Consider the following 21,915-nt stretch of genomic DNA (forward strand, 5'->3'; position numbering starts at 1 on the left):
GTCCTGCGGGCACAGCGCGCCTCGCCCCGCGGGGGCGGCGTGGGTGTGGCGCGTGGTGCTGGCTCAGGTCGGGGCGTCGTACTCGACGACCAGCCGCCCGCCCGGCGCCAGCCACGGGTCGACCAGCGCGCGGGCCCGCTCCGGCTCGCGGTGGAAGAGCCCGACGCGGGCGGCGAAGACGACGTCGAAGCGGCCCGCCGGCAGCGCGGCGGTCTCCAGCGCGGCGACCAGGAACGTGGCCCGGCCGTCGGCGACGAAGGCGGCGTTGCGGCGGGCGGCGGCCGCGATCATCGCCGGCGAGCGGTCGATCGCGGTCAGGTGGCCGTCCGTCAGCCGCTCGCAGACCATCGTCGCCGCGACGCCGTGACCGCAGCCGATCTCGAGCACCCGGTCGCCCGGCCGCAGCGCCAGCCGCTCGACGACCGCCCGCAGCCGTCCGCTCATCGGCCGCCCGTGTCCGGCAGGATCGTCCGCACGCCCCGCTCGGGGGTCCAGACGGTGACGATCACCTGGTCGCCCGCCGCGTTCAGCTTGACCGTCGAGACCTCGCGCAGGTCGAGCCGGAAGAGGTGGGTCGGGCCCTGGGCGGCCGCCTCGCCGTTGAGCCGCGCGATCAGCTCGGGGTCGGTCTGCTCCTCGGCGTCGCCGGCCAGCTTCGCGTCGCCCGGCCAGGCCGGCGGGTCCTCGGAGCCGCTGTGGAGGGCGAACCGCGGGTCGCGCTGGAGATCGTGGGCCTTGCGGGCTTGCCACATCGAGCCGATCCACAGCTCGCCGTCCTCGAACCGGCACTCGGTGCCCGAGATCCGCGGCCCGCCGTCGGCGCGGATCGTGGCCAGGGTCTTGTGGACGTGGGCGTCGAGCCGTTCGCGGACCTCGGTGGCGAGCTCGGGAGCGGCGACGGCGAAGGCGGACCAGCTGGGCATGACGTCCACCGTCGCCGGCCGCCGGCCCGCCGTCGAGCGAGAGGTCGAACGCGATCAAGTCCGACCCGCGAGGATGTTCGCCGTGTCCGACCGCCTGCGGGAGCTGCTCGACCTGGTCCTCGACTCGCTCGACGACCGCGAGACGGACGGGCGGGCGCTGGCGCGGCAGGCCCACTTCTCGCGCGACCACCTCGACCGGCTGCTGGCCGGCGCGACCGGCGAGTCGCCCGTCGCCCTCCGCCGGCGGCTGCTGCTGGAGCGCGCCGCGTGGCAGCTGCGGGCCGGCACCACGAGCGCCTCCGAGGCGGCGACCGCCGCCGGCTACGGCTCGCTGGCGGCCTTCTCGCGCGCCTTCGCCCGTGCCCACGGGGTCGCGCCGAGCGCCTTCGCTCGCGGCGACGGCCCGGTCGAGCTGGAGGCGCCGAACGGCATCCACTTCCACCCGCCCGCCGGCCTGCTGGTGCCGCACGGCTCGGGCCCGGCGGCGACCGGGCCGGCGGTCGGCCGCGACCTGACCGAGCGGATGGTCCTGCAGCACCTGGCGCGGGTCCGCGAGCTGCTGCACGCCGCGGCCGAGCTGTCGCCGGAGGCGCTCGCCGAGCCCCGCCGCCCGGGCTTCGTCGCGGTCTGGTTCGAGGGCGACGAGCCGAGCGCCGAGCTGATGGCCGAGCGGCTGGTGCGGACGCTCGAGGTGTGGGTGGCGGCGATGGTCGGCGAGCCGCAGCCGCAGCCCGGCGACGACGAGCTGCTGGCGCGCTTCGAGCGGGTCGCCGCCGACTTCGAGCGGCTGGCCCGCCGGATCCGCGACCGCGGCGCGTGGGACGACGCCTTCGTCGACGCCCTCTGCGAGCCGCCGCAGTCGTTCACCTACGGCGGCGTCCTCTCCCACGTGCTCGCCTACGGGGCGATCCGGCGCGAGATGCTGGCCGCGGTCCTGCGCGAGCTGGGGGCGGAGACGGTCTCCTCCGGCGACCCGATCGAGTGGGAGCAGCGCCGCTGAGGGTGGGCTCAGGCGGCGCAGGTCATCCCGACCTGCATCTGTGATCGATCGCTAGGTCCTCTGTGGAAGTTGTGATTTACGCCGTAGGCGCGTCCCCGCGGCGTCGCCAGGATCGGGAGCCGTACTCCGCCTGACCATCAGGAACGGCGTCCGGCGGCCTTCGGTGTCCGCTCGGCCGCCGGGCGGGCGGGGGCTTGTTGGGATGAACGACGGGCGATCCGCCTCCCGCTGCACGGGGGCGCGGGACGGGAAAGCACAGCGGTGCCATGCGCAGGGGCAGGAACATCATGGGGGGACGACGGCGGGCGCCTGGGCGGATCGCCGTCCTGGTGCTGATGGCGGCCGCGACGACCGGGCTCACGGCCTGCGGCGGCGGTGACGACTCGCGCGGCGACGGCGACCGCGGAGACGCCAAGGGAAGGAAGGCCGCGCTGGCCGACGTGCCGGTGCGCGACCTGACCCCGATCCCCGCGCTCCGCAAGCCGGTCGGTGCCCGCGTCGACGTCCGCGCCGGCCGCTGCGTCACGCGCCCCGGCCGGGTCCGGGTCGCCGGCACCGTCACCAACCCGACCCGACGGCGGGCCGATTACGTGATCGCCGTCAACTGGATCAGCGCCCGCTCCGACGTCCGCCAGCGCGCCGTCACCACGGTCCCGCGCGTCGGCGCCGGCGCCACGCGCCGCTGGGCGCTGCGCACCCGCCTGCGGGCCCGCAACGCCGTCCAATGCACCTACTTCGTGCAGCGCGGGGCGCTGCGCTGACCCCTTGTCGCCCCGGCGACCCTCCCGCGAGCGGCGCCGCCGCTCGCTGCGGGAGCACGACTTCATGACCGCAGATCGAGGTTCCCACCGATGAGCACGGAGCACGGAGCAATGACCGCCGGGACGTCCCCCGCGGCCACGAGGAGCGCCAGGGGTCCGCTGCGGACCGCCCTGGCCTTCCTGGCCGCCCTGATTGCCATCGCGCTCGTCCCAGCGGGCGCCTCCGCCTACGAGGTCAACTCGGCCGCGTGGACGGTGAGCGGAACGAACGCGAGCAACACGCTCAACGCATCCGGCCTCAGCGTTCGCGAGACGGTCAGCGGGCCGACGGCGTTCGAAGGCGCCGGCAACCAGCCGCTCAACGGTCGCGGCTACGTCGCGAGCGACTACGCGCCGAGCCTCGCGGCGACCACGAACACCGTCGCGAACCTCACCAACATCCCCGACACGTCCTCGTCGTCGTGCCCGCTGAGGCCGAACTACCAGGTCACCTACTGCGAGTGGACCGGGGTGCGTCCCACGGTGACGGTCAACTTCGGACGGCCGGTCACGAACCCCGTCATCCACGTCGCCGGCCTGGGTGGCTTCCGGCAGGTCGACAACCCCGGGTACACGACCTTCTCGTCGGCGATCCTCAACCTCAGCTCGTCGATGACCGCGGCCGGCGCCACGTTGACGAACGTCGGTGGCTCGAAGATCAAGGTCACGCAGAACAACACCCGCGTCGAGGCGACCGTCGACGCGCCGAGCACCAGCTGCACGCAGGTCTCCAACGGCGCCCAGGGCACCGCCGGCTGCGGCTCGTTCCGGGTCAACGGCACCTTCTCGAGCGTCACCTTCGATCTCAGCTACAAGATCTCGACCAGCCACGCGAACCCGCAGAACGGCTGGGAGATCTTCGACGACGGCTGGAACCTGACGACCTCGGTCACGCAGGACTACGGCGACGCGCCGTCCAGCTACGACGCCGGCAACGCCGCGCGCCACGTGATCTCCGACATCCGCTACGGCACGACGGTCACCGAGGAGAACGCCAACGTCGCCAACGGCACCAGCTCGCCGAACGCCGGCGGCAGCGACGACGACGACGGCCTGCCCGGCGGGCTCGATCCGATCGACGTGGTCAGCGGCACCAGCGCGGCGACCTCGGTCACGATCCCGATCAGCCGGGCCAGCGCCGCCGGCCGGGCCTGCGCCTGGATCGACTTCAACCGCAACGGCACCTTCGAGGCCGGCGAGCGGCAGTGCGTCGACGTCGCCGCCGGCGCCACCTCGGCCGCCTTCTCGTGGCCCGGTCGCTCGGGCGTCTCCACCGGCGGCAGCTGGGCCCGCTTCCGGATCGGCTACAACGCGGCCCAGGTCGAATCGCCGACCGGTCCCGCCGACTCGGGCGAGGTCGAGGACTACCCGGTCGAGCTGCGCGCGGTCACCCCGTCGCTGACGCTCGACAAGAGCGTCGACCCGGAGTCGTTCGGCGGCCCCGGCGAGACGCTGACCTACACCTTCACGGTCACCAACGGCCCGGCCGAGCTGACCGACTTCCAGCTCAACGATCCGCACGCCGGCCTCAGCGCCTTCAGCTGCTCGCCGGTGGCGATCGGCGGCACCCTGCCGGCCGACGGCACCACCAAGTGCACGGCGACGTACCAGACGACCCAGGCCGACGTCGACAACGGCAGCGTCGACAACACGGCGACGGCAACCGGCAAGGACGCTGGCGGCAACACGGTGACCTCGAACGAGGACTCGACGAGCGCCCCGCTCGACCCCTCGCCGACCGCCAACCCCGACGAGACCTCGGGCCCGCAGGGCCAGCCGCAGTCGATCGATCCGCTGGCCAACGACGAGGCCGGTGACGACAGCGCCCCGCTCGATCCCGCCTCGCTGACCCTGCTCGACGCGGACGGCAACCCGACCGACCGGGTCGAGGTGCCGGGTCAGGGCGTCTACACGATCGAGGACGGCAAGATCGTCTTCACGCCGGAGCCCGACTTCATCGGCGAGGCCGATCCCGTCGACTACCGGGTGGCCGACGTCAACGGCAAGACGGCCAGGTCGACCTACACCCCGACGGTGACCCCGGTCGCGCAGCCCGACGAGTCGCGCGGGCCGCAGGGCCAGCCGCAGTCGGTCGATCCGCTGGCCAACGACAACGTCGATCCCGACGTGACCCTCGATCCGAGCACGCTGACGCTGGTCGACGGTGACGGCAACCCGGTCGATCGGGTCGAGGTGCCGGGTCAGGGCGTCTACACGATCGAGGACGGCAAGATCGTCTTCACGCCCGAACCGCAGTTCACGGGCGAGGCCGACCCGGTTCGTTACCAGGTGAAGGACTCGGAGGGCAACACCGTCGAGTCGAACTACACGCCGACCGTCGACCCGGTCACGCCGACGGCGAACCCCGACGAGACGCGCGGCCCCCAGGGGATCGCGCAGTCGACCGATCCGTTCGCGAACGACGAGCCGGGAGACGACGCGGTGCCGCTGGATCGCAGCTCGCTGACGCTGCTCGATGGCGCCGGCAACCCGGTCGATCGGGTCGAGGTGCCGGGTCAGGGCGTCTACACGGTGGAGGACGGCAAGATCGTCTTCACGCCCGAGCCGCAGTTCACCGGCGAGGCCGACCCGGTCAAGTACCGGATCGGCGACGTCAACGGGACGCCGGCCGAGTCGACCTACACCCCGACCGTCGACCCGGTCACGCCCACGGCGAACCCCGACGAGACCGAGGGTCCGCAGGGCCGGCCGCAGTCGGTCGACCCGTTCGCCAACGACACGCCGGGGGACGACAGCGTTCCGCTCGACCGCAGCTCGCTGACGCTGCTGGACGGTGACGGCAACCCGGTCGATCGCGTGGAGGTGCCGGGTCAGGGCGTCTACACGGTGGAGGACGGCAAGATCGTCTTCACGCCGGAGCCTGACTTCATCGGCACGGCGGATCCGGTCGACTACCGGATCGCTGACGTCAACGGCACCCCCGCCGAATCGACGTACACGCCGAAGGTGACGCCGGTCGCCCAGCCCGACGAGACTCGGGGCCCGCAGGGCGTCCGCCAGACCGTCGACCCGCTGGCCAACGACAACACCGACCCGAACGTCACCCTCGATCCCGACACGCTGACCCTGGTCGACAACGACGGCAACCCCGTCGATCGCGTGGAGGTCCCGGGGCAGGGCGTGTACACGATCGAGGACGGCGAGATCGTCTTCACGCCCGAGCCGCAGTTCACCGGCGAGGCCACTCCGGTCCGCTACCAGGTGAAGGACTCCGAGGGCAACACCGTCGAATCGACCTACACGCCGACCGTCGACCCGGTCACGCCGACGGCGAACCCGGACGAGACGCGGGGCCCGCAGGGCCAGCCGCAGTCGACCGATCCGTTCGCCAACGACGAGCCCGGTGACGAGCAGGTGCCGCTCGATCGCGGGTCGCTGACGCTGCTGGACGGCGCCGGTAACCCCGTCGATCGCGTGGAGGTCCCGGGGCAGGGCGTGTACACGATCGAGGACGGCAAGATCGTCTTCACCCCCGAGCCGCAGTTCACCGGCGAGGCCGACCCGGTCAAGTACCGGATCGCCGACGTCAACGGGACGCCGGCCGAGTCGACCTACACCCCGACCCTCGATCCGGTGACGCCGACGGCGAACCCGGACGAGACCCGTGGCCCGCAGGGTCGTCCGCAGTCGATCGATCCGCTGGCCAACGACACGCCCGGCGACGACAGCGCGCCGCTCGACCCGAGCACGCTGACCCTGCTGGACGGTGACGGCAACCCCGTGGAGCGCGTCGAGGTGCCCGGTCAGGGCGTCTACACGATCGAGGACGGCAAGATCGTCTTCACGCCGGAGCCGCAGTTCACCGGCACGGCCGACCCGGTCAAGTACCAGGTCAAGGACAAGAACGGCACGCCGGCCGAGTCGACCTACACGCCGACGCTGGATCCGGTGACGCCGACGGCGAACCCCGACGAGACTCGCGGTCCGCAGGGACAGCCGCAGTCGACCGATCCGTTCGCCAACGACGAGCCGGGCGACGACCAGGTGCCATTGGATCGCGAGTCGCTGACGCTGCTCGACGGTGACGGCAACCCGACCGATCGGGTCGAGGTGCCGGGTCAGGGCGTCTACACGGTGGAGGACGGCAAGATCGTCTTCACGCCGGAACCGCAGTTCACCGGCGCCGCCGACCCGGTCGACTACCGGATCAAGGACGTCAACGGGACGCCCGCGGACTCGACCTACACGCCGACGCTCGATCCGGTGACGCCGGAGGCGAACCCGGACGAGACCCGTGGTCCCCAGGGTCGACCGCAGTCGATCGATCCGCTGGCCAACGACGAACCCGGGGACGACAGCGCCCCGCTCGATCCGGAGACGCTGACGCTGCTGGACGGTGACGGCAACCCCGTCCACCGCGTGGAGGTTCCCGGTCAGGGCGTGTACACGGTCGAGGACGGCAAGATCGTCTTCACCCCCGAGCCGCAGTTCACCGGCCAGGCCGATCCGGTCAAGTACCAGGTGAAGGACCGCAACGGGACGCCGGCGGAGTCGACGTACACCCCGACCGTCGATCCGGTGGCGCCGAAGGCGAACCCGGACACGACCCGTGGTCCCCAGGGCCAGCCGCAGTCGACCGACCCGTTCGCCAACGACGAACCGGGCGACGATGCGGTGCCGCTCGACCGCGACTCGCTGCAGCTGCTGGACAAGGACGGCAACCCGGCCGATCGGGTGGTGGTCCCGGGCCAGGGCGTCTACACGGTCAAGGACGGCCGGATCGTCTTCACCCCGGAGCCGCAGTTCATTGGCACGGCGGACCCGGTCAGGTACCGGATCAAGGACGTCAACGGGACCCCGGCCGAGTCGACCTACACCCCGACGGTGACCCCGGTCGCGCGTCCCGACGAGACCTCCGGTCCGCAGGGCGAGCGGCAGGTCGTGGATCCGCTGGCCAACGACAACACCGATCCCAACGTGCGGCTCGATCCGGGCTCGCTGACGCTGGTCGACCAGGACGGCAAGCCGACCAACCGCGTCGTCGTGCCGGGCCAGGGCGTCTACACGGTCGAGGACGGCAAGATCGTCTTCACCCCGGAGCCGCAGTTCGTCGGCAAGGCCGATCCTGTCCGCTACCAGGTCAAGGACAGCCAGGGCAACACGATCGAATCGACCTACACCCCGACGGTGACCCCGAAGTCCACGCCGGTCCCGCCGACGGCGAGCCCGGACACCAGCTCGGGCCCGCAGGGCAAGCGGCAGGTGATCGATCCGTTCGCCAACGACACCCCGGGCAGCGCTCCGCTCGACCGTGGTTCGCTGACGCTGCTGGACGCTGACGGCAACCCGACCAACCGGGTGGTGATCCCCGGTCAGGGCGTGTACACGATCGAGGACGGCAAGATCGTCTTCACGCCGGAGCCGCAGTTCACTGGCACGGCGACTCCGGTCCGCTACCGGATCAAGGACGTCAACGGCAATCCGGCCGAGTCGACCTACACGCCGACCGTCACCCCCGCGGGGCCGAAGCCCAAGCTGCGGTTGACGAAGACCGCCAACGCCAAGCGGGTCACCGCCGGCCAGCGGGTGAAGTACACGATCAAGGTCCGCAACGACGGCAAGGGCGCGGCCCGCAACGTCGTGGTCTGCGACATCCTGCCCCGCAACGTGACGGTCGTCGCGCGCGGCGGCGGCAAGCTCAAGCGCGGCAAGCTCTGCTTCCGCACGATCAGCTCGCTGGCACCGGGCAAGGCGAAGAGCTACCGGATCACCGTCCGGATCGACCGCGACGCGCCGAAGGGCAGCCAGGTCAACCGCGCCACCGCCACGGCCACCGGCATCAAGGCCCTCAAGGCCTCGCGCAAGGTCGTGATCCGGCCGAAGAAGGCGCCGACCACCGACAAGACGGTCGTCACCGGCTGACGTACCCGCGCGGCCGGGCCGGAGGACCGACGCGTCCTCCGGCCCCGGCCGCACGGCTCCGGACGCCCCCGACCCGACCGACCCGATGAGTGACGTCACGCGCCATCGGGCCGCCGGCCCCGGCCGCGGTCATCGCCGGTCGCGGCCGCGGCTGCCGATCGTGCGCCGGCAGCCCGCGCCCGCAGCCGGCGGTCCGCCGTCGCCGGTCGGCCGTTCGCGTCGCCCCGCGACCGCGGGCCCGGTCGTGCTCCGCCTCCGACATCGGGTCCCTCGCGGCGTCGGCGCCGGGCGCTCACGACAACATCGAACACGGAAGCGAGTCGAGATGCGTCAGCGAACGTCACCATCGGAGCCCCGGCCGTTGCGCACGAGGGCGAACGCCCCATCGCGGCCCTGGTCGGCCGCGGCGCACGGCTTGCGGCGGGCCGGCACCTCCGCCGCGGCCTTCGTCGGCAGCGTCGCCCTGGTCGGCGGCGTGCAGCTCGCGGCGCTCGTTCCGACCGCGGCCAACGCCGATCCGGCGCCCGCCCCGGGTCCCGTCACCCGGACGACCACCGGCGCCTACTCGGGCACGGTCCCGGCGGGGGTCTGCTCGGTCCAAGCGACCGCGCTCGGGGGTGCCGGCGGCGCCTGGATCGCCGGCGTGCAGAACGTCAACGGCTCCGGCGCGCAGGTCAAGGCGACCTACGACGTGGTGCCGGGCCAGAGCTACGACGGCAGCGTCGGCGGCGGTGGCACCCAGGGCTCCAACGTCGCCGGGCAGAACGGCAAGGGCGGCGTCAACGGCGGCGGCGACGGCGGTCTGTCGCAGAACGGCGGCACGCCGAACTACCACCACGGCACCGGTGGCGGCGGCTGGACCGAGCTGCGGCTCGCGGGCCAGACGGCGATCGTGGCCGGCGGCGGCGGCGGGTCCGGCGGGGGCCACAACACCACCCTGGGGCGCGGCAGCGACGCCGGCCTGCCGACGGGCGCCGGAGTGACCCCGGGCGGCACCGGCCTCGACGGCGTCAACCAGTCCGGCAACCCCGGCACCCCGGGCGGCGGCCAGGGCGGCCAGTCGGGTGGCCCCGGGGCGGGCGGCGTCCACAGCGGCAGCGCCTCACTCAACGGCAGTGGGGGCAGCGGGCGCAACGGCGGTGCCGGCGCGGCCGATCCCGATCCGGACGCCGGCGGCGGTGGCGGTGGCGGCTACTACGGCGGTGGCGGCGGCGCCTCGAGCTGGGGCTACGGCGGTGGCGCGGCGACCGCGACCGGGGTCGGCGGGGCTGGCGGAGGCGGTGGCGCCAGCTACGTCGCAACGGACGGGCCGATCAGCACCGGCGTCCGCGACATCAGCTCGGCGGCCGGGCCGAAGCGCACCGATCCCGGCAAGGGCGCCGACGGGTCGGTCGAGCTGCGCTGGGTGCCCTGCAACTACGACCTCGCGGTCGAGAAGTCGGTCTCGCCGACCAAGGCCGCCCCGGGCTCGACGGTCACCTGGACGGTGAGGATCACCAACGAGGGTCCCGACCCGATGACCCAGGGCGACACCGTCACTCTCTCCGACGACCTGCCCGGCGACCCGCCGCGCACGATCACCGGCATCAGCACCAGCGGCGGCTCGAACGATGTCCTGGCCCGGGGCACGGTCACCTGCTCGGCCGCCGAGGGCGACGAGATGACCAGCCCGCTGGAGTGCAGCCGCCCCTACGCGGCGATCGGTGCCGAGGAGCAGCCGAGCGGCGGCGACCGCGGGCTCGACGTCGGCGAGACGCTGACCGTCACCTACACCTCGCGGGTCCCCGGGCCGGCCGGCACCGAGACCACGAACACCGCCTCCGTCACCGATCGCGGCTCGAGCGACAACAACTCCGCCAACGCGACCGTGACCGCGGTCGATCCCCCGACCGCCAACCCGGACGAGACCTCGGGGCCGCAGGGCCAGCCGCAGTCGATCGACCCGACGGCGAACGACGCTCCGGGCGATCCCGACGCGCCGCTCGATCCGGACTCGCTGACGCTGCTCGACGACTCCGGCAACCCGACCGATCGGGTGGAGGTTCCCGGTCAGGGCGTCTACACAGTCGAGGACGGCAAGATCGTCTTCACGCCGGAGCCCGACTTCATCGGCACGGCGGATCCGGTCGACTACCGGATCGCCGACGTCAACGGCGCGACCGCGCAGTCCACTTACACCCCGACGGTCACCCCGGTGGCCCAGCCAGACACGACCTCCGGCCCGCAGGGCGTGGCGCAGTCGATCGATCCGCTGGCCAACGACAACGTCGATCCCGACGTGACCCTCGATCCGTCGACGCTGACGCTGGTCGATGGCGACGGCAACCCCACGGGCCGCGTCGAGGTCCCGGGCCAGGGCGTCTACACGATCGAGGACGGCAAGATCGTCTTCACCCCGGAGCCGCAGTTCACGGGCACAGCCGACCCGGTCAGCTACCAGGTCAAGGACTCGGAGGGCAACACCGTCGAGTCGACCTACACCCCGACCCTCGACCCGGTAGCTCCGACGGCGAACCCGGACGAGACCTCAGGCCCGCAGGGCCAGGCCCAGTCGACCGACCCGTTCGCGAACGACGCGCCCGGTGACGACCAGGTGCCGCTGGACCGCGACTCGCTGACGCTGGTGGACGGCGACGGCAACCCCGTCGATCGGGTCGAGGTGCCGGGTCAGGGCGTGTACACGGTCGAGGACGGCAAGATCGTCTTCACGCCCGAGCCCGACTTCATCGGCACGGCGGATCCGGTCGGCTACCGGATCGCCGACGTCAACGGGACGACGGCCGAGTCGACCTACACCCCGACCGTCACCCCGGTCGCGCAGCCGGACGAGACCTCCGGCCCGCAGGGCGTGCGGCAGTCGATCGACCCGCTGGCCAACGACAACGTCGATCCGAACGTGACGCTCGACCCGTCGACGTTGACGCTGGTCGATGAGGACGGCAACCCGGTCGATCGGGTCGAGGTTCCCGGCCAGGGCGTCTACACGATCGAGGACGGCAAGATCGTCTTCACCCCCGAGCCGCAGTTCACGGGCACAGCCGACCCGGTCAGCTACCAGGTGAAGGACTCCGAGGGCAACACCGTCGAGTCGACCTACACCCCGACGCTGAATCCGGTCACCCCGACGGCGAACCCGGACGAGACCTCCGGTCCCCAGGGCGTGGCCCAGTCGATCGACCCGTTCGGCAACGACGCTCCGGGTGACGATCAGGTGCCGCTGGAACGCAGCTCGCTGACGCTGCTGGACGGTGACGGCAACCCGGTTGATCGGGTCGAGGTGCCGGGTCAGGGCGTGTACACGGTGGAGGACGGGAAGATCGTCTTCACGCCGGAGCCGCAGTTCACGGGCACGGCGGATCCGGTGACCTATCGGATCGCCGACGTCAACGGGACGACGGCGCAGTCGACCTACACGCCGACGCTCGATCCGGTGACGCCGGAGGCGAACCCGGACGAGACCTCAGGCCCGCAGGGCCAGGCCCAGTCGACCGATCCGTTCGCGAACGACCGGCCCGGTGACGACCAGGTGCCGCTGGATCGCGATTCGCTGACGCTGCTCGACGGCGACGGCAACCCCGTGGATCGGGTCGAGGTGCCGGGCCAGGGCGTGTACACGGTGGAGGACGGCAAGATCGTCTTCACCCCCGAGCCCCAGTTCACCGGCACGGCTGATCCGGTGACCTATCGGATCGCCGACGTCAACGGGACCACGGCGCAGTCGACCTACACGCCGACGCTCGACCCGGTGACGCCGGAGGCAAACCCGGACGAGACCAGGGGGCCGCAGGGCGTCGCCCAGTCGGCCGATCCGTTCGCGAACGACGCGCCCGGTGACGATCAGGTGCCGCTGGACCGTGACTCGCTGACGCTGCTGGATGGCGACGGCAACCCGACCGATCGGGTCGAGGTCCCGGGGCAGGGCGTGTACACGATCGAGGACGGCAAGATCGTCTTCACCCCCGAGCCGCAGTTCACGGGCACGGCCGACCCGGTCGACTACCGGATCGCCGACGTCAACGGCACGACGGCGCAGTCCACCTACACCCCGACGATCGATCCGGTGGCGCCGAAGGCCAACCCCGACAAGACCTCGGGGCCGCAGGGCCAGGCGCAGTCGACCGACCCGTTCGCCAACGACCAGCCCGGTGACGATCGGGTGCCGCTGGACCGCGAGTCGCTGACGCTGCTCGACGGCGCCGGCAACCCGACCGATCGGGTGGTGGTCCCGGGCCAGGGCGTCTACACGGTGAAGGACGGCAAGATCGTCTTCACGCCGGAGCCGCAGTTCATCGGCACCGCCGACCCGGTGAAGTACCGGATCAAGGACGTCAACGGCACTCCGGCCGAGTCGACCTATACCCCGACCGTCACCCCCGTTGCGCGTCCCGACGAGACCTCCGGTCCGCAGGGGCAGCGACAGGTGATCGATCCGCTGGCCAACGACAACACCGACCCCAACGTCCAGCTCGACCGCAGCACCCTGACGCTGCTCGACGCCGACGGCCGCCCGACCACCCGGGTGGTGGTGCCCGGGCAGGGCGTCTTCACGGTCGAGGACGGCATGCTGGTGTTCACGCCCGAGCCGCAGTTCGTCGGCAAGGCGGACCCGGTCCGCTACCAGGTGAAGGACAGCCGGGGCAACACCGTCGGCTCGACCTACACCCCGACGGTGACCCCGCTGCCGCCGGTCGCGAACCCGGACACCACCAGCGGCCCGCAGGGCAAGCGGCAGGTGATCGATCCGTTCGCCAACGACACCCCGGGCAGCGTCCCGCTGGATCGCGGTTCGCTGACGCTGCTGGACAAGGACGGCAACCCGACCAACCGGGTGGTGATCCCGGGCCAGGGCGTGTACACGATCGAGGACGGCAAGATCGTCTTCACTCCCGAGCCGCAGTTCACCGGCACCGCGACCCCGGTCCGCTACCGGATCAAGGACGTCAACGGCAACCCGGCCGAGTCGACGTACACCCCGACGGTGACGCCGGGACCGGCGCCCAATCTGCGGTTGACGAAGACCGCCAACGCCAAGCGCGTCACCGCCGGCCAGCGCGTGAAGTACACGATCAAGGTCCGCAACACGGGCAAGGGCACGGCCCGCAACGTCGTGGTCTGCGACCTGCTGCCCAAGAACGTGACCGTGGTCGCCCGCGGGGGCGGCAAGCTCAAGCGCGGCAAGCTCTGCTTCGCCAAGATCCCCAGCCTCGCCCCCGGCAAGGCCAAGAGCTACCGGATCACCGTCCGGATCGACCGCGACGCCCCGAAGGGCAGCCAGACCAACCGCGCCACCGCCACGGCCACCGGCATCAAGGCCCTCAAGGCCTCGCGCAAGGTCGTGATCCGGCCCAAGAAGGCGCCGACCACCGACAAGACGGTCGTCACCGGCTGAGCGGCGGACGCACGCCTCGACGGGGCGCCGGGCGGAGCCACCCGCCCGGCGCCCCGCTAGCGTGTGGTCGACCGCATGCTCCTGGTCGACGCCCTCCCCACCGAGCCCAGCGCCGACGCCCTCTACGACGGCTTCACGGCCTGGGTGGCCGAGCAGGAGCTGGAGCTCTACCCGCACCAGGAGGAGGCGGCGATCGAGCTCTTCAGCGGCGCCAACGTCGTGCTCGCCACCCCGACCGGGTCGGGCAAGTCGATGGTCGCGATCGCCGCCCACTTCGCGGCGATGGCGGACGACCGGCGGACCTTCTACACCGCCCCGATCAAGGCGCTGGTGTCGGAGAAGTTCTTCGCCCTCTGCGCCACCTTCGGGGCCGAGAACGTGGGGATGCTGACCGGCGACGCGTCGGTCAACGCCCAGGCCCCGATCGTCTGCTGCACCGCCGAGGTGCTGGCGAACATCGCCCTCCGCGAGGGCGCCGCCGCCGACGTCGGCCAGGTGGTGATGGACGAGTTCCACTACTACGCCGACGGACAGCGCGGCTGGGCCTGGCAGGTGCCGCTGCTGACCCTGCCGCAGGCCCAGTTCCTGCTGATGTCGGCCACGCTCGGCGACGTCACCCGGATCAGCGACGACCTGACCCGCCGGACCGGGCGCGAGACGGTCCTGATCGACGACGCCGAGCGACCGGTGCCGCTCGAGTTCAGCTGGTCGGAGCGGCCGCTGCACGAGCTGCTGGAGGAGCAGGTCGACGAGGACCGGGCCCCGATCTACGTGGTCCACTTCACCCAGGCGTCGGCGATGGAGCGGGCCCAGGCGCTGCTCTCGGCCAAGCTCGTCAGCCGCCAGGAGCGCGACGCGATCGCCGAGGCGATCGGGGCCTTCCGCTTCAACGCCGGCTTCGGCCGCACGCTCTCGAAGCTGGTGCGGGCCGGGATCGGCGTCCACCACGCCGGGATGCTGCCGCGCTACCGGCGGCTGGTCGAGCAGCTGGCCCAGGGCGGCCTGCTGAAGGTGATCGCCGGCACCGACACGCTCGGGGTCGGGATCAACGTGCCGATCCGGACCGTCGTCTTCACCGGCCTGGCCAAGTTCGACGGCACCAAGCACCGGCTGCTGAAGGCCCGCGAGTTCCACCAGATCGCCGGCCGCGCCGGCCGCGCCGGGTTCGACACCCGCGGCTACGTCGTCGTCCAGGCGCCCGAGCACGTGATCGAGCGGCAGAAGGCGCTGATCAAGGCCGGGAACGACCCGAAGAAGCGGCGCAAGGTCCAGACCAAGAAGCCGCCCGAGGGCACCGTCTCCTGGACCGAGGAGACCTTCGAGCGGCTGCGGACCGCGACCCCCGAGCCGCTCAACTCGCGGATGCGGGTCGACCACGCCACGATCCTCAACGTCGTCCACCAGCCGACCGACCCGATCGCGGCGATGCGGGCGCTGACGACCGAGAACCACGAGGACGACCGCGGCCGCGCGCGGCTGCTGGAGCAGGCCCAGGCGCTCGGCGACGAGCTGCTGACCGCCGGCGTGCTGGAGTGGCTGCCGGCGCCCGACCCCGACGGCCGCACGCTGCGGCTGGCCGTCGAGCTGCAGGAGGACTTCGCCCTCAACCAGCCGCTGGCGTCGTTCGCCGTCGGCGCGATCGAGGACCTCGACCGCGAGGCGGAGAGCTACTCGCTCGACGTCCTCTCGGTGGTCGAGGCGATCCTCGACGACCCGTTCCCGCTGCTGATGGCGCAGGCCAACGAGGCCCGCGGCGAGGCCGTCGCCGCGATGAAGGCCGAGGGCATCGAGTACGAGGAGCGGATGGAGCTGCTGGAGGAGGTCACCTACCCGAAGCCGCTGGCCGAGGCGCTGACCGAGCGGCTGCGGATCTACCGCGAGACCCACCCCTGGGTGCGCGAGTCCGACCTCTCGCCGAAGTCGGTCGTGCGCGACATGTGGGAGTGGGGCCGCAGCTTCACCGAGCTGGTCTCCCACTACAACGTCGCCCGCTCCGAGGGCCTGGTCCTGCGCTACCTGTCGGGCGCCTACCGGGCGCTGCGCCAGACCGTGCCCGAGGCGGCGCGGACGGAGGAGCTGCAGGACGTGATCGAGTGGCTGGGGGAGACGGTCCGCCAGACCGACTCCAGCCTGCTCGACGAGTGGGAGGCGCTGACCGACCCCGAGGCGCTGTCGGCCGCCGTCCAGGCCGCCGAGGACGGCGCCCCGCCGCCGCCGGCGCGCCCGATCACCGCCAACGAGCGGGCGTTCGCGCGGATGGTCCGCAACGCGATGTTCCAGCGGATCCAGCTCGCGTCGCGCGACCGGGCGGCCGAGCTGGCGAAGCTCGAGGCGGCGGCCGCCGCGCTGACCGACCCGCCGGGCCGGATCGCGATGCGCGAGCCCGCCTGGCGCGCCGCCCTCGACGGCTACTGGGAGGAGCACGACCAGCTGCCGGCCGGCCCGGCCGCCCGCTCGCCCGAGCTGCTGCTGATCGACCGCGATCCTCCGGGTGCCGACGGCCGCGCCTGGCGAGTCCGCCAGATCGTCGACGACCCCGAGCAGCACCACGACTTCCAGCTCGTCGCCGACGTCGACCTCGATGCCTCCGACCAGGCCGGCGAGCCGGTGATCCGAACGGTCGGCTTCGGGGTCGCGATCGGCTAGCGTCTCGCCAGCCGATGTCACGATCCCCCCGTCGTCCATCAGCGCGCCCCGGCCGGTCCGGCTTCGCGCGCGTTCTCCATCGCGCCGCGGCGCCGCTGACCGCGGTCCTGTTCGCGCTCGCCGCCCCGGTCGCCGCGCCGGCGCACGAGGGCGGCTCGCTGCACGGGCCGCTCGGCCTGCCCGCCTACGAGGGCGACTGGGCCTGGGGCGCGTTCACGCCGTTCGAGTGGCTGCACGACGCCCGCGGCGCCGGCGAGATCCGGGTCGAGGAGACCGCGCCGAACGCGGTCCGCTTCGGCGCGCTGACCGCGTTGACGGTGACGAACTGGGACGGCAGCAGCTGCCAGGTGGCCGAGGCCCAGGCGCCGCTCGCCGAGCTGACGCTCCAGCCCAACGGCGTCTGGAGCGGGACCGCCGCCTTCGGGGTGGCCCAGCGGTCCGAGGCCGACCGCGAGCAGCGGATGCGCTGCACCGGCGCCAGCTCCGGCCCGGCGGCGTGGGACGGCGCGCACCTGCTGCCGACCGCCACCGCGCCGGCGGACGACCCGAACCTCCTCGTCGGCTCGACCATCCAGCGTCGGCTCCGCTACCCGTCGGTGCCCTACGTCGCGCTCGGCGACTCGTACTCGTCGGGCGAGGCGGTCGGGCGCTACGACGGCTCCGCGGGCCGCTGCCACCGGTCGGCGGACGCCTGGCCGCGGCTGCTGGCGAAGATCAGCCAGCAGAAGCCGCTGGAGCAGCAGCCGCAGCTGGAGATGCAGGCGCTGCTGGCCTGCTCGGGCGCGGTGACGGCGAACATCGCCAGGACCTCGCGGTTCAAGCAGCCGCCGCAGCTCGACGAGCTCGCCCGCCTGAAGCCGCGGTTCGTGACCCTGACGATCGGCGGCAACGACGTCGGATTCGGAGAGGTCCTGGGCGACTGCTTCACCCCCGGCGAGTGCCTGTCGACCCACAAGCCGAAGCAGCGCCCCGGGCGGCCGCGCCCGACGTCGAAGTACGAGCGGACCGAGGAGCGGATCGAGGCGCTGCGCAAGGCCCTTCCCGACCTGTACCGCACGATCGCGGCCAAGCTGGTCGATCCGGAGCGGCTGGTCGTGGTCGGCTACCCCGACCTGATCCCGAGTGGCGACGACCGCTGCGCCTGGCTGGGCAAGGCGGAGAAGCGGCGGCTCGTCCGGATCAGCGAGCGGCTGGAGGCCGCGTTGAAGGCCGCGACCAGCGAGGCCGGTGTCCGCTTCATCTCGCTCGAGGGCGTCACCAAGGGCCACGAGATGTGCACGAAGAACTCGTGGTTCGTCGACATCACCACCCGCCGGGTCACCAGCCGGATGGCGGCGACGCTCGTCCGCAGCAGGAAGTTCCAGGAGCTGGCCCACCCGCGCCTCTCCGCCCAGCGCGCGATCGCCGAGCACGTCGCGACGCAGCTCGGCGTCGGCTCCGGTCGCTGAATCGGCGGCGAGCGCCCCCCCCCGGCCTCGCGTGGCGGATGGGCCCCGGACGCCGGGGGTCAACCGCCACGCGAGCCGGGCCGCGAGCCGGGGCGCGCGGCCTACGCGTGCAGGACCACGGCCAGTCCCTGGCCGACCCCGATGCAGATCGCGGCGACGCCCCAGCCGCCGCCGATCGCCTGCAGGTGGCGGGCCAGGCGGCCGAGGATCCGGGCCCCCGAGGCGCCGAGCGGGTGGCCGATCGCGATCGCGCCGCCGTGGACGTTGACCAGCGCCGGGTCGAGCTCCGGCCAGCCCTTCAGGCAGGCGAGCGACTGGGCGGCGAACGCCTCGTTCAGCTCGACGGCGGCGACGTCGCCCCAGCCGATCCCGGCCCGGCGCAGCGCCTCCTCTGCGGCCTCGATCGGGCCGGAGCCGAAGACGTCCGGGTCGACGCCGTGGGCCGCGCGGCTGACGATCCGGGCCAGCGGATCGCGGCCGATCCGGCTCGCCGCGGTCTCGTCGCCGAGCAGCACCATCGCCGCGCCGTCGTTGAGCGGCGAGGCGTTGCCGGCGGTCACGGTGCCGTCGGCCAGGAACGCCGGCTTCAGCGCCGCCAGCTTCGCGACCGTCGTCCCCGGCCGGATCGACTCGTCGCGCTCGAGCGGCGCGTCCGGCAGCTGCACGATCTCGCCGGCCAGGACCCCGTCGGCCCAGGCCGCGGCGGCGCGGCGGTGGCTCTCGGCGGCGAAGGCGTCCTGCTCGTCGCGGCCGACGCCGTGGAGGGCGGCCAGCTTCTCGGTGCTCTCGCCGAGCGAGATCGTCCACCGCTCCGGCATCCGCGGGTTGACCATCCGCCAGCCGAGCGTCGTCGAGTGGAGGGTCTCGTGGCCGGCGGGATAGGCCCGCTCCGGCTTCGGCAGCACCCACGGGGCGCGGCTCATCGACTCGACCCCGCCGGCGACGACGACCGACGCGTCGCCGGTCTCGATCGTCCGTGAGGCCTGGATCGCCGCCTCCAGGCTCGACCCGCAGAGCCGGTTGACGGTCACCCCGGGCACGCTGGTCGGGAGGCCGGCCAGCAGCGCCGCCATCCGGGCGACATTGCGGTTGTCCTCGCCGGCGCCGTTGGCGTCGCCGAGCAGCACGTCGCCGATCGTCGCCGGGTCGAGCTCGGGGGAGCGGTCGAGCAGGGCCCGCAGCGCGTGGGCGGCCAGGTCGTCGGGGCGGACCGCGGCCAGCCCGCCGCCGAACCGTCCGAACGGGGTCCGGACGGCGTCGAGCACGTAGGCGGCGCTCATCGCGCCACCAGCTCGCGCAGCGCCGACAGCTCGCGGGCGCTCGGCTCGGGGGTGATCGTCGGCTGGTCGGCGACCCGCAGCGGCCAGCCGGTCGCCTCGCGGGCCTGCTCGACGGTCACGCCGGGATGCAGCTGCACCAGCGTCAGCTCCTTCGTCGTCGGGTCGGGCTCCAGCACGCCCAGGTCGGTGATCACCGCGGTCGGCCCGCGGCCGCGCAGCCCGAGCGCCGCGCGGTCGAGCCCGGAGCGCGGCTGGCCCTGCTCGTCGCGGCCATCGCCGTGGCCGACGGTGGTCACGAAGTCCAGCCGCTCGACCAGCGTCCGCCGGTCGTGGGGGGCGATGATCACGACCTCGCCGCAGCCGGAGGCGATCTCCGGCGCGCCGCCCGCGCCCGGCAGGCGGGTCCGCGGCGCGGCGTGGTCGCCGATCACGGTCGAGTTCAGGTTCGCGTGGCGATCGACCTGGGCGGCGCCGAGGAACGCGACGTCGATCCGGCCGGCCTGGACCCAGTAGTTGAACATCTCGGGGACGGCGACCACCGCATCGGCGGTCTCGGCCAGCTCGCCGTCGCCGATCGAGAGCGGTACCCGCCGCGGCTTGGCGCCGATCGTGCCCGACTCGTAGACCAGGACCAGCTCGGGATCGTGGATCTCGCGCGCCAGGATCGCCGCCGTCGACGGCTTGCCGACGCCGATGAAGACGGTTCGCGCGCCGACCAGCCGGCGGGCGGCGACGATCGTCTGCAGCTCGCCGCTGGACGCGGCCTCGTTCGCGGGCGCAACGCTCATCGCGCCGCCTCCTCGGTCGCCGGGGCGGGGTAGGGGGAGGGCCCGCCGAACACGTGCTCCTCCATCCAGGCGCCGAACGCGGCCCGGTCGCGCGCGACCCGGTCCCAGGCCCGGTAGGCCTCGTTGTCGCGCTCGGTCAGGCCGTGCGCGTACGAGGGCCAGGCGCCGTTCACGGCCTCGGCGACGGCGGTGATCGTCCAGCCGGGCAGCACCACGCCGCCGGGTCGCGGCTCCAGCTCGTCGACGATCCGCTCGACGGTCACCAGCGAGCGGCGGGCGGCGAGGACGGCCTCCTTCTGGACGCCGGGGATGCCCCAGAGCTGGACGTTGCCGCGGCGGTCGGCCTCCTGGGCGTGGACGATCGCGACGTCGGGCCGCAGGGCCGGCACCGCGGCCAGCGACTCGCCGCTGAAGGGGCAGCTGATCCGGGCGACGGTGGTACGGGCCTCGAGGTCGGTGCCGGCGTAGCCGCGCAGGACCGCGAACGGCAGGTCCGAGGCGCCCGCGGCGTAGCGGTTGGCCATCGCCGCGTGGCTGTGCTCCTCGATCTCCAGCCGTCGCGGCCAGCCGTGCTCGATCGCGTCGCGGAAGCGGTGCAGCGACCCGACGCCGGGGTTGCCGCCGTAGGAGAAGACCAGCCGCCGCGCCGCGCCGGCGCCGATCAGCTGGTCGTAGAGCAGGTCCGGGGTCATCCGGATCAGCTCCAGCTCGCGGCGGCCCTGGCGCAGCAGCTCGTGGCCGGCGGCGAACGGGATCAGGTGGGTGAAGCCCTCCATCGCCACGCTGTCGCCGTCGTGGACCAGGGTCGCGATCGCCTCGGAGAGGGGCAGCAGCTCGGCCATCAGCCGCCCACCCACTGTTCGTATCCCGAACGAGTGTTCATACTACGAACAGTAGCGCACGCGCTCGGCCCCGCGAACGCCCTCGATCCGGTAGACCCCGCCCGGCATGTCCGACACCGCCCCCGATCCCGCGCCGGCCCGCGGACCCGAGTTCGTCCAGTCGCTGGAGCGCGGCCTGGCGGTGATCCGGGCCTTCGACGCGACCTCCGGGCCGCTCTCGCTGAGCGAGGTCGCGCGCCGCTGCGGCCTGCCGCGGGCCGCCGCGCGGCGGTTCCTGCTGACCCTCGTCGAGCTGGGCTACGTCGCCCAGGAGGGGCGCGGCTTCGCGCTCCGGCCGCGGGTGCTGGAGCTGGGCGTCGCCTACCTCTCGGGCCTGAGCTTCGTCGAGGTCGCCCGCCCGCACCTGGAGCGGCTGTCGGCCGACGTCGACGAGTCGGCCTCGATCTCGGTCCTCGACGGCGACGAGGTGGTCTACGTGGCCCGCGTGCCGACCCGGCGGATCATGTCGGTGACGATCGCCGTCGGCACCCGCCTGCCCGCCTGGGCGACCTCGATGGGACGGGTGCTGCTGGCCGCGCTGCCCGAGGCGGAGCTGGCGCGGCGGCTGGCCGCGCCGCTGCCGGCCGCGCCGACCGCCGCGGTCCCGCTCGACGCCGACGCGGTCGCGGAGCGGATCGCCGGCGCCCGCGCCGACGGCTTCGCGCTGGTCGACGAGGAGCTGGAGCGGGGGCTGCGCTCGATCGCGGTGCCGATCCTGGACGCGACCGGCGCGGCGATCGCCGCGATCAACGTCTCGACGCCCGCGGCGCGGACGACGGTCGCGCAGCTGCGCGAGCGGATCCTGCCGCGGCTGCGGCGGGCGGCCGACGAGATCCACGCCGACCTGCGGCGGATCGGTCCCGGCGGCCTGACCTGA

The 21,915-nt window shown here is 73.2% G+C and carries 12 protein-coding genes; 7 read left to right on the forward strand and 5 right to left on the reverse strand.

Features of this window, described 5'->3' with window-relative positions; translation table 11 throughout:
- Positions 1–63: 63 nt before the first annotated feature.
- The gene (locus SH587_RS04715) at positions 64–444 is read right to left on the reverse strand and encodes an SAM-dependent methyltransferase (protein ID WP_320669420.1); all 381 of its coding nucleotides are present in this window, start codon (positions 442–444) and stop codon (positions 64–66) included.
- Entirely contained in the window at positions 441–923 is a 483-nt protein-coding gene (locus SH587_RS04720) for a pyridoxamine 5'-phosphate oxidase family protein (RefSeq protein WP_320669421.1), read from the reverse strand. The genes SH587_RS04715 and SH587_RS04720 overlap by 4 nt, the downstream gene beginning before the upstream one ends.
- Before the next feature lie 73 nt (positions 924–996).
- Here SH587_RS04720 and SH587_RS04725 point away from each other — a divergent pair, with 73 nt between their 5' ends.
- The 6 genes from SH587_RS04725 to SH587_RS04750 all read left to right on the forward strand — a co-directional run bounded on the left by SH587_RS04725 (position 997) and on the right by SH587_RS04750 (position 18,089).
- A complete protein-coding gene (locus SH587_RS04725; protein ID WP_320669422.1) occupies positions 997–1,923 on the forward strand; it encodes a helix-turn-helix domain-containing protein in 927 nt (308 codons plus the stop codon).
- A 287-nt stretch (positions 1,924–2,210) separates the two neighbouring features.
- Complete coding sequence (locus SH587_RS04730) at positions 2,211–2,684, forward strand: hypothetical protein (RefSeq protein WP_320669423.1); 474 nt, start codon at positions 2,211–2,213, stop codon at positions 2,682–2,684.
- 90 nt (positions 2,685–2,774) lie between these two features.
- Positions 2,775–8,606, forward strand: a complete 5,832-nt coding sequence (locus SH587_RS04735) for an Ig-like domain-containing protein (RefSeq protein ID WP_320669424.1) — start codon at positions 2,775–2,777, stop codon at positions 8,604–8,606.
- A gap of 361 nt (positions 8,607–8,967) precedes the next feature.
- Positions 8,968–13,995, forward strand: a complete 5,028-nt coding sequence (locus SH587_RS04740; RefSeq protein ID WP_320669425.1) for an Ig-like domain-containing protein — start codon at positions 8,968–8,970, stop codon at positions 13,993–13,995.
- A gap of 75 nt (positions 13,996–14,070) precedes the next feature.
- On the forward strand, positions 14,071–16,641 hold the full coding sequence (locus SH587_RS04745) for a DEAD/DEAH box helicase (protein ID WP_320669426.1): 2,571 nt from the start codon (positions 14,071–14,073) through the stop codon (positions 16,639–16,641).
- 14 nt (positions 16,642–16,655) lie between these two features.
- Positions 16,656–18,089: an SGNH/GDSL hydrolase family protein gene (locus SH587_RS04750; RefSeq protein ID WP_320669427.1), complete on the forward strand. Its 1,434-nt coding sequence runs from the start codon at positions 16,656–16,658 to the stop codon at positions 18,087–18,089.
- Positions 18,090–18,190: 101 nt separating this feature from the next.
- Here the strand turns inward: SH587_RS04750 and SH587_RS04755 are convergent, their stop codons facing one another.
- The 3 genes from SH587_RS04755 to SH587_RS04765 are packed head-to-tail and all read right to left on the reverse strand — an operon-like array spanning position 18,191 to position 20,999.
- A complete protein-coding gene (locus tag SH587_RS04755; RefSeq protein ID WP_320669428.1) occupies positions 18,191–19,369 on the reverse strand; it encodes a thiolase family protein in 1,179 nt (392 codons plus the stop codon).
- Positions 19,366–20,157, reverse strand: coding sequence for a CoA-transferase subunit beta (locus SH587_RS04760; RefSeq protein WP_320669429.1), 792 nt, complete (start codon positions 20,155–20,157; stop codon positions 19,366–19,368). Before SH587_RS04760 ends, SH587_RS04755 begins: the two co-directional genes overlap by 4 nt.
- Positions 20,154–20,999, reverse strand: coding sequence for a CoA transferase subunit A (locus tag SH587_RS04765; protein WP_320669430.1), 846 nt, complete (start codon positions 20,997–20,999; stop codon positions 20,154–20,156). Before SH587_RS04765 ends, SH587_RS04760 begins: the two co-directional genes overlap by 4 nt.
- A gap of 106 nt (positions 21,000–21,105) precedes the next feature.
- Here SH587_RS04765 and SH587_RS04770 point away from each other — a divergent pair, with 106 nt between their 5' ends.
- On the forward strand, positions 21,106–21,915 hold the full coding sequence (locus tag SH587_RS04770; RefSeq protein ID WP_320669431.1) for an IclR family transcriptional regulator domain-containing protein: 810 nt from the start codon (positions 21,106–21,108) through the stop codon (positions 21,913–21,915).

This window comes from Patulibacter defluvii (assembly GCF_034096925.1).
GTDB lineage: Bacteria > Actinomycetota > Thermoleophilia > Solirubrobacterales > Solirubrobacteraceae > Patulibacter > Patulibacter defluvii.

Coding starts and splice junctions, on each gene's coding strand:
- SH587_RS04715 (WP_320669420.1), bottom strand. CDS start 444: ATGAGCGGACGGCTGCGGGCGGTCGTCGAGCGGCTGGCGCTGCGGCCG.
- SH587_RS04720 (WP_320669421.1), bottom strand. CDS start 923: ATGCCCAGCTGGTCCGCCTTCGCCGTCGCCGCTCCCGAGCTCGCCACC.
- SH587_RS04725 (WP_320669422.1), top strand. CDS start 997: ATGTTCGCCGTGTCCGACCGCCTGCGGGAGCTGCTCGACCTGGTCCTC.
- SH587_RS04730 (WP_320669423.1), top strand. CDS start 2,211: ATGGGGGGACGACGGCGGGCGCCTGGGCGGATCGCCGTCCTGGTGCTG.
- SH587_RS04735 (WP_320669424.1), top strand. CDS start 2,775: ATGAGCACGGAGCACGGAGCAATGACCGCCGGGACGTCCCCCGCGGCC.
- SH587_RS04745 (WP_320669426.1), top strand. CDS start 14,071: ATGCTCCTGGTCGACGCCCTCCCCACCGAGCCCAGCGCCGACGCCCTC.
- SH587_RS04750 (WP_320669427.1), top strand. CDS start 16,656: ATGTCACGATCCCCCCGTCGTCCATCAGCGCGCCCCGGCCGGTCCGGC.
- SH587_RS04755 (WP_320669428.1), bottom strand. CDS start 19,369: ATGAGCGCCGCCTACGTGCTCGACGCCGTCCGGACCCCGTTCGGACGG.
- SH587_RS04760 (WP_320669429.1), bottom strand. CDS start 20,157: ATGAGCGTTGCGCCCGCGAACGAGGCCGCGTCCAGCGGCGAGCTGCAG.
- SH587_RS04765 (WP_320669430.1), bottom strand. CDS start 20,999: ATGGCCGAGCTGCTGCCCCTCTCCGAGGCGATCGCGACCCTGGTCCAC.
- SH587_RS04770 (WP_320669431.1), top strand. CDS start 21,106: ATGTCCGACACCGCCCCCGATCCCGCGCCGGCCCGCGGACCCGAGTTC.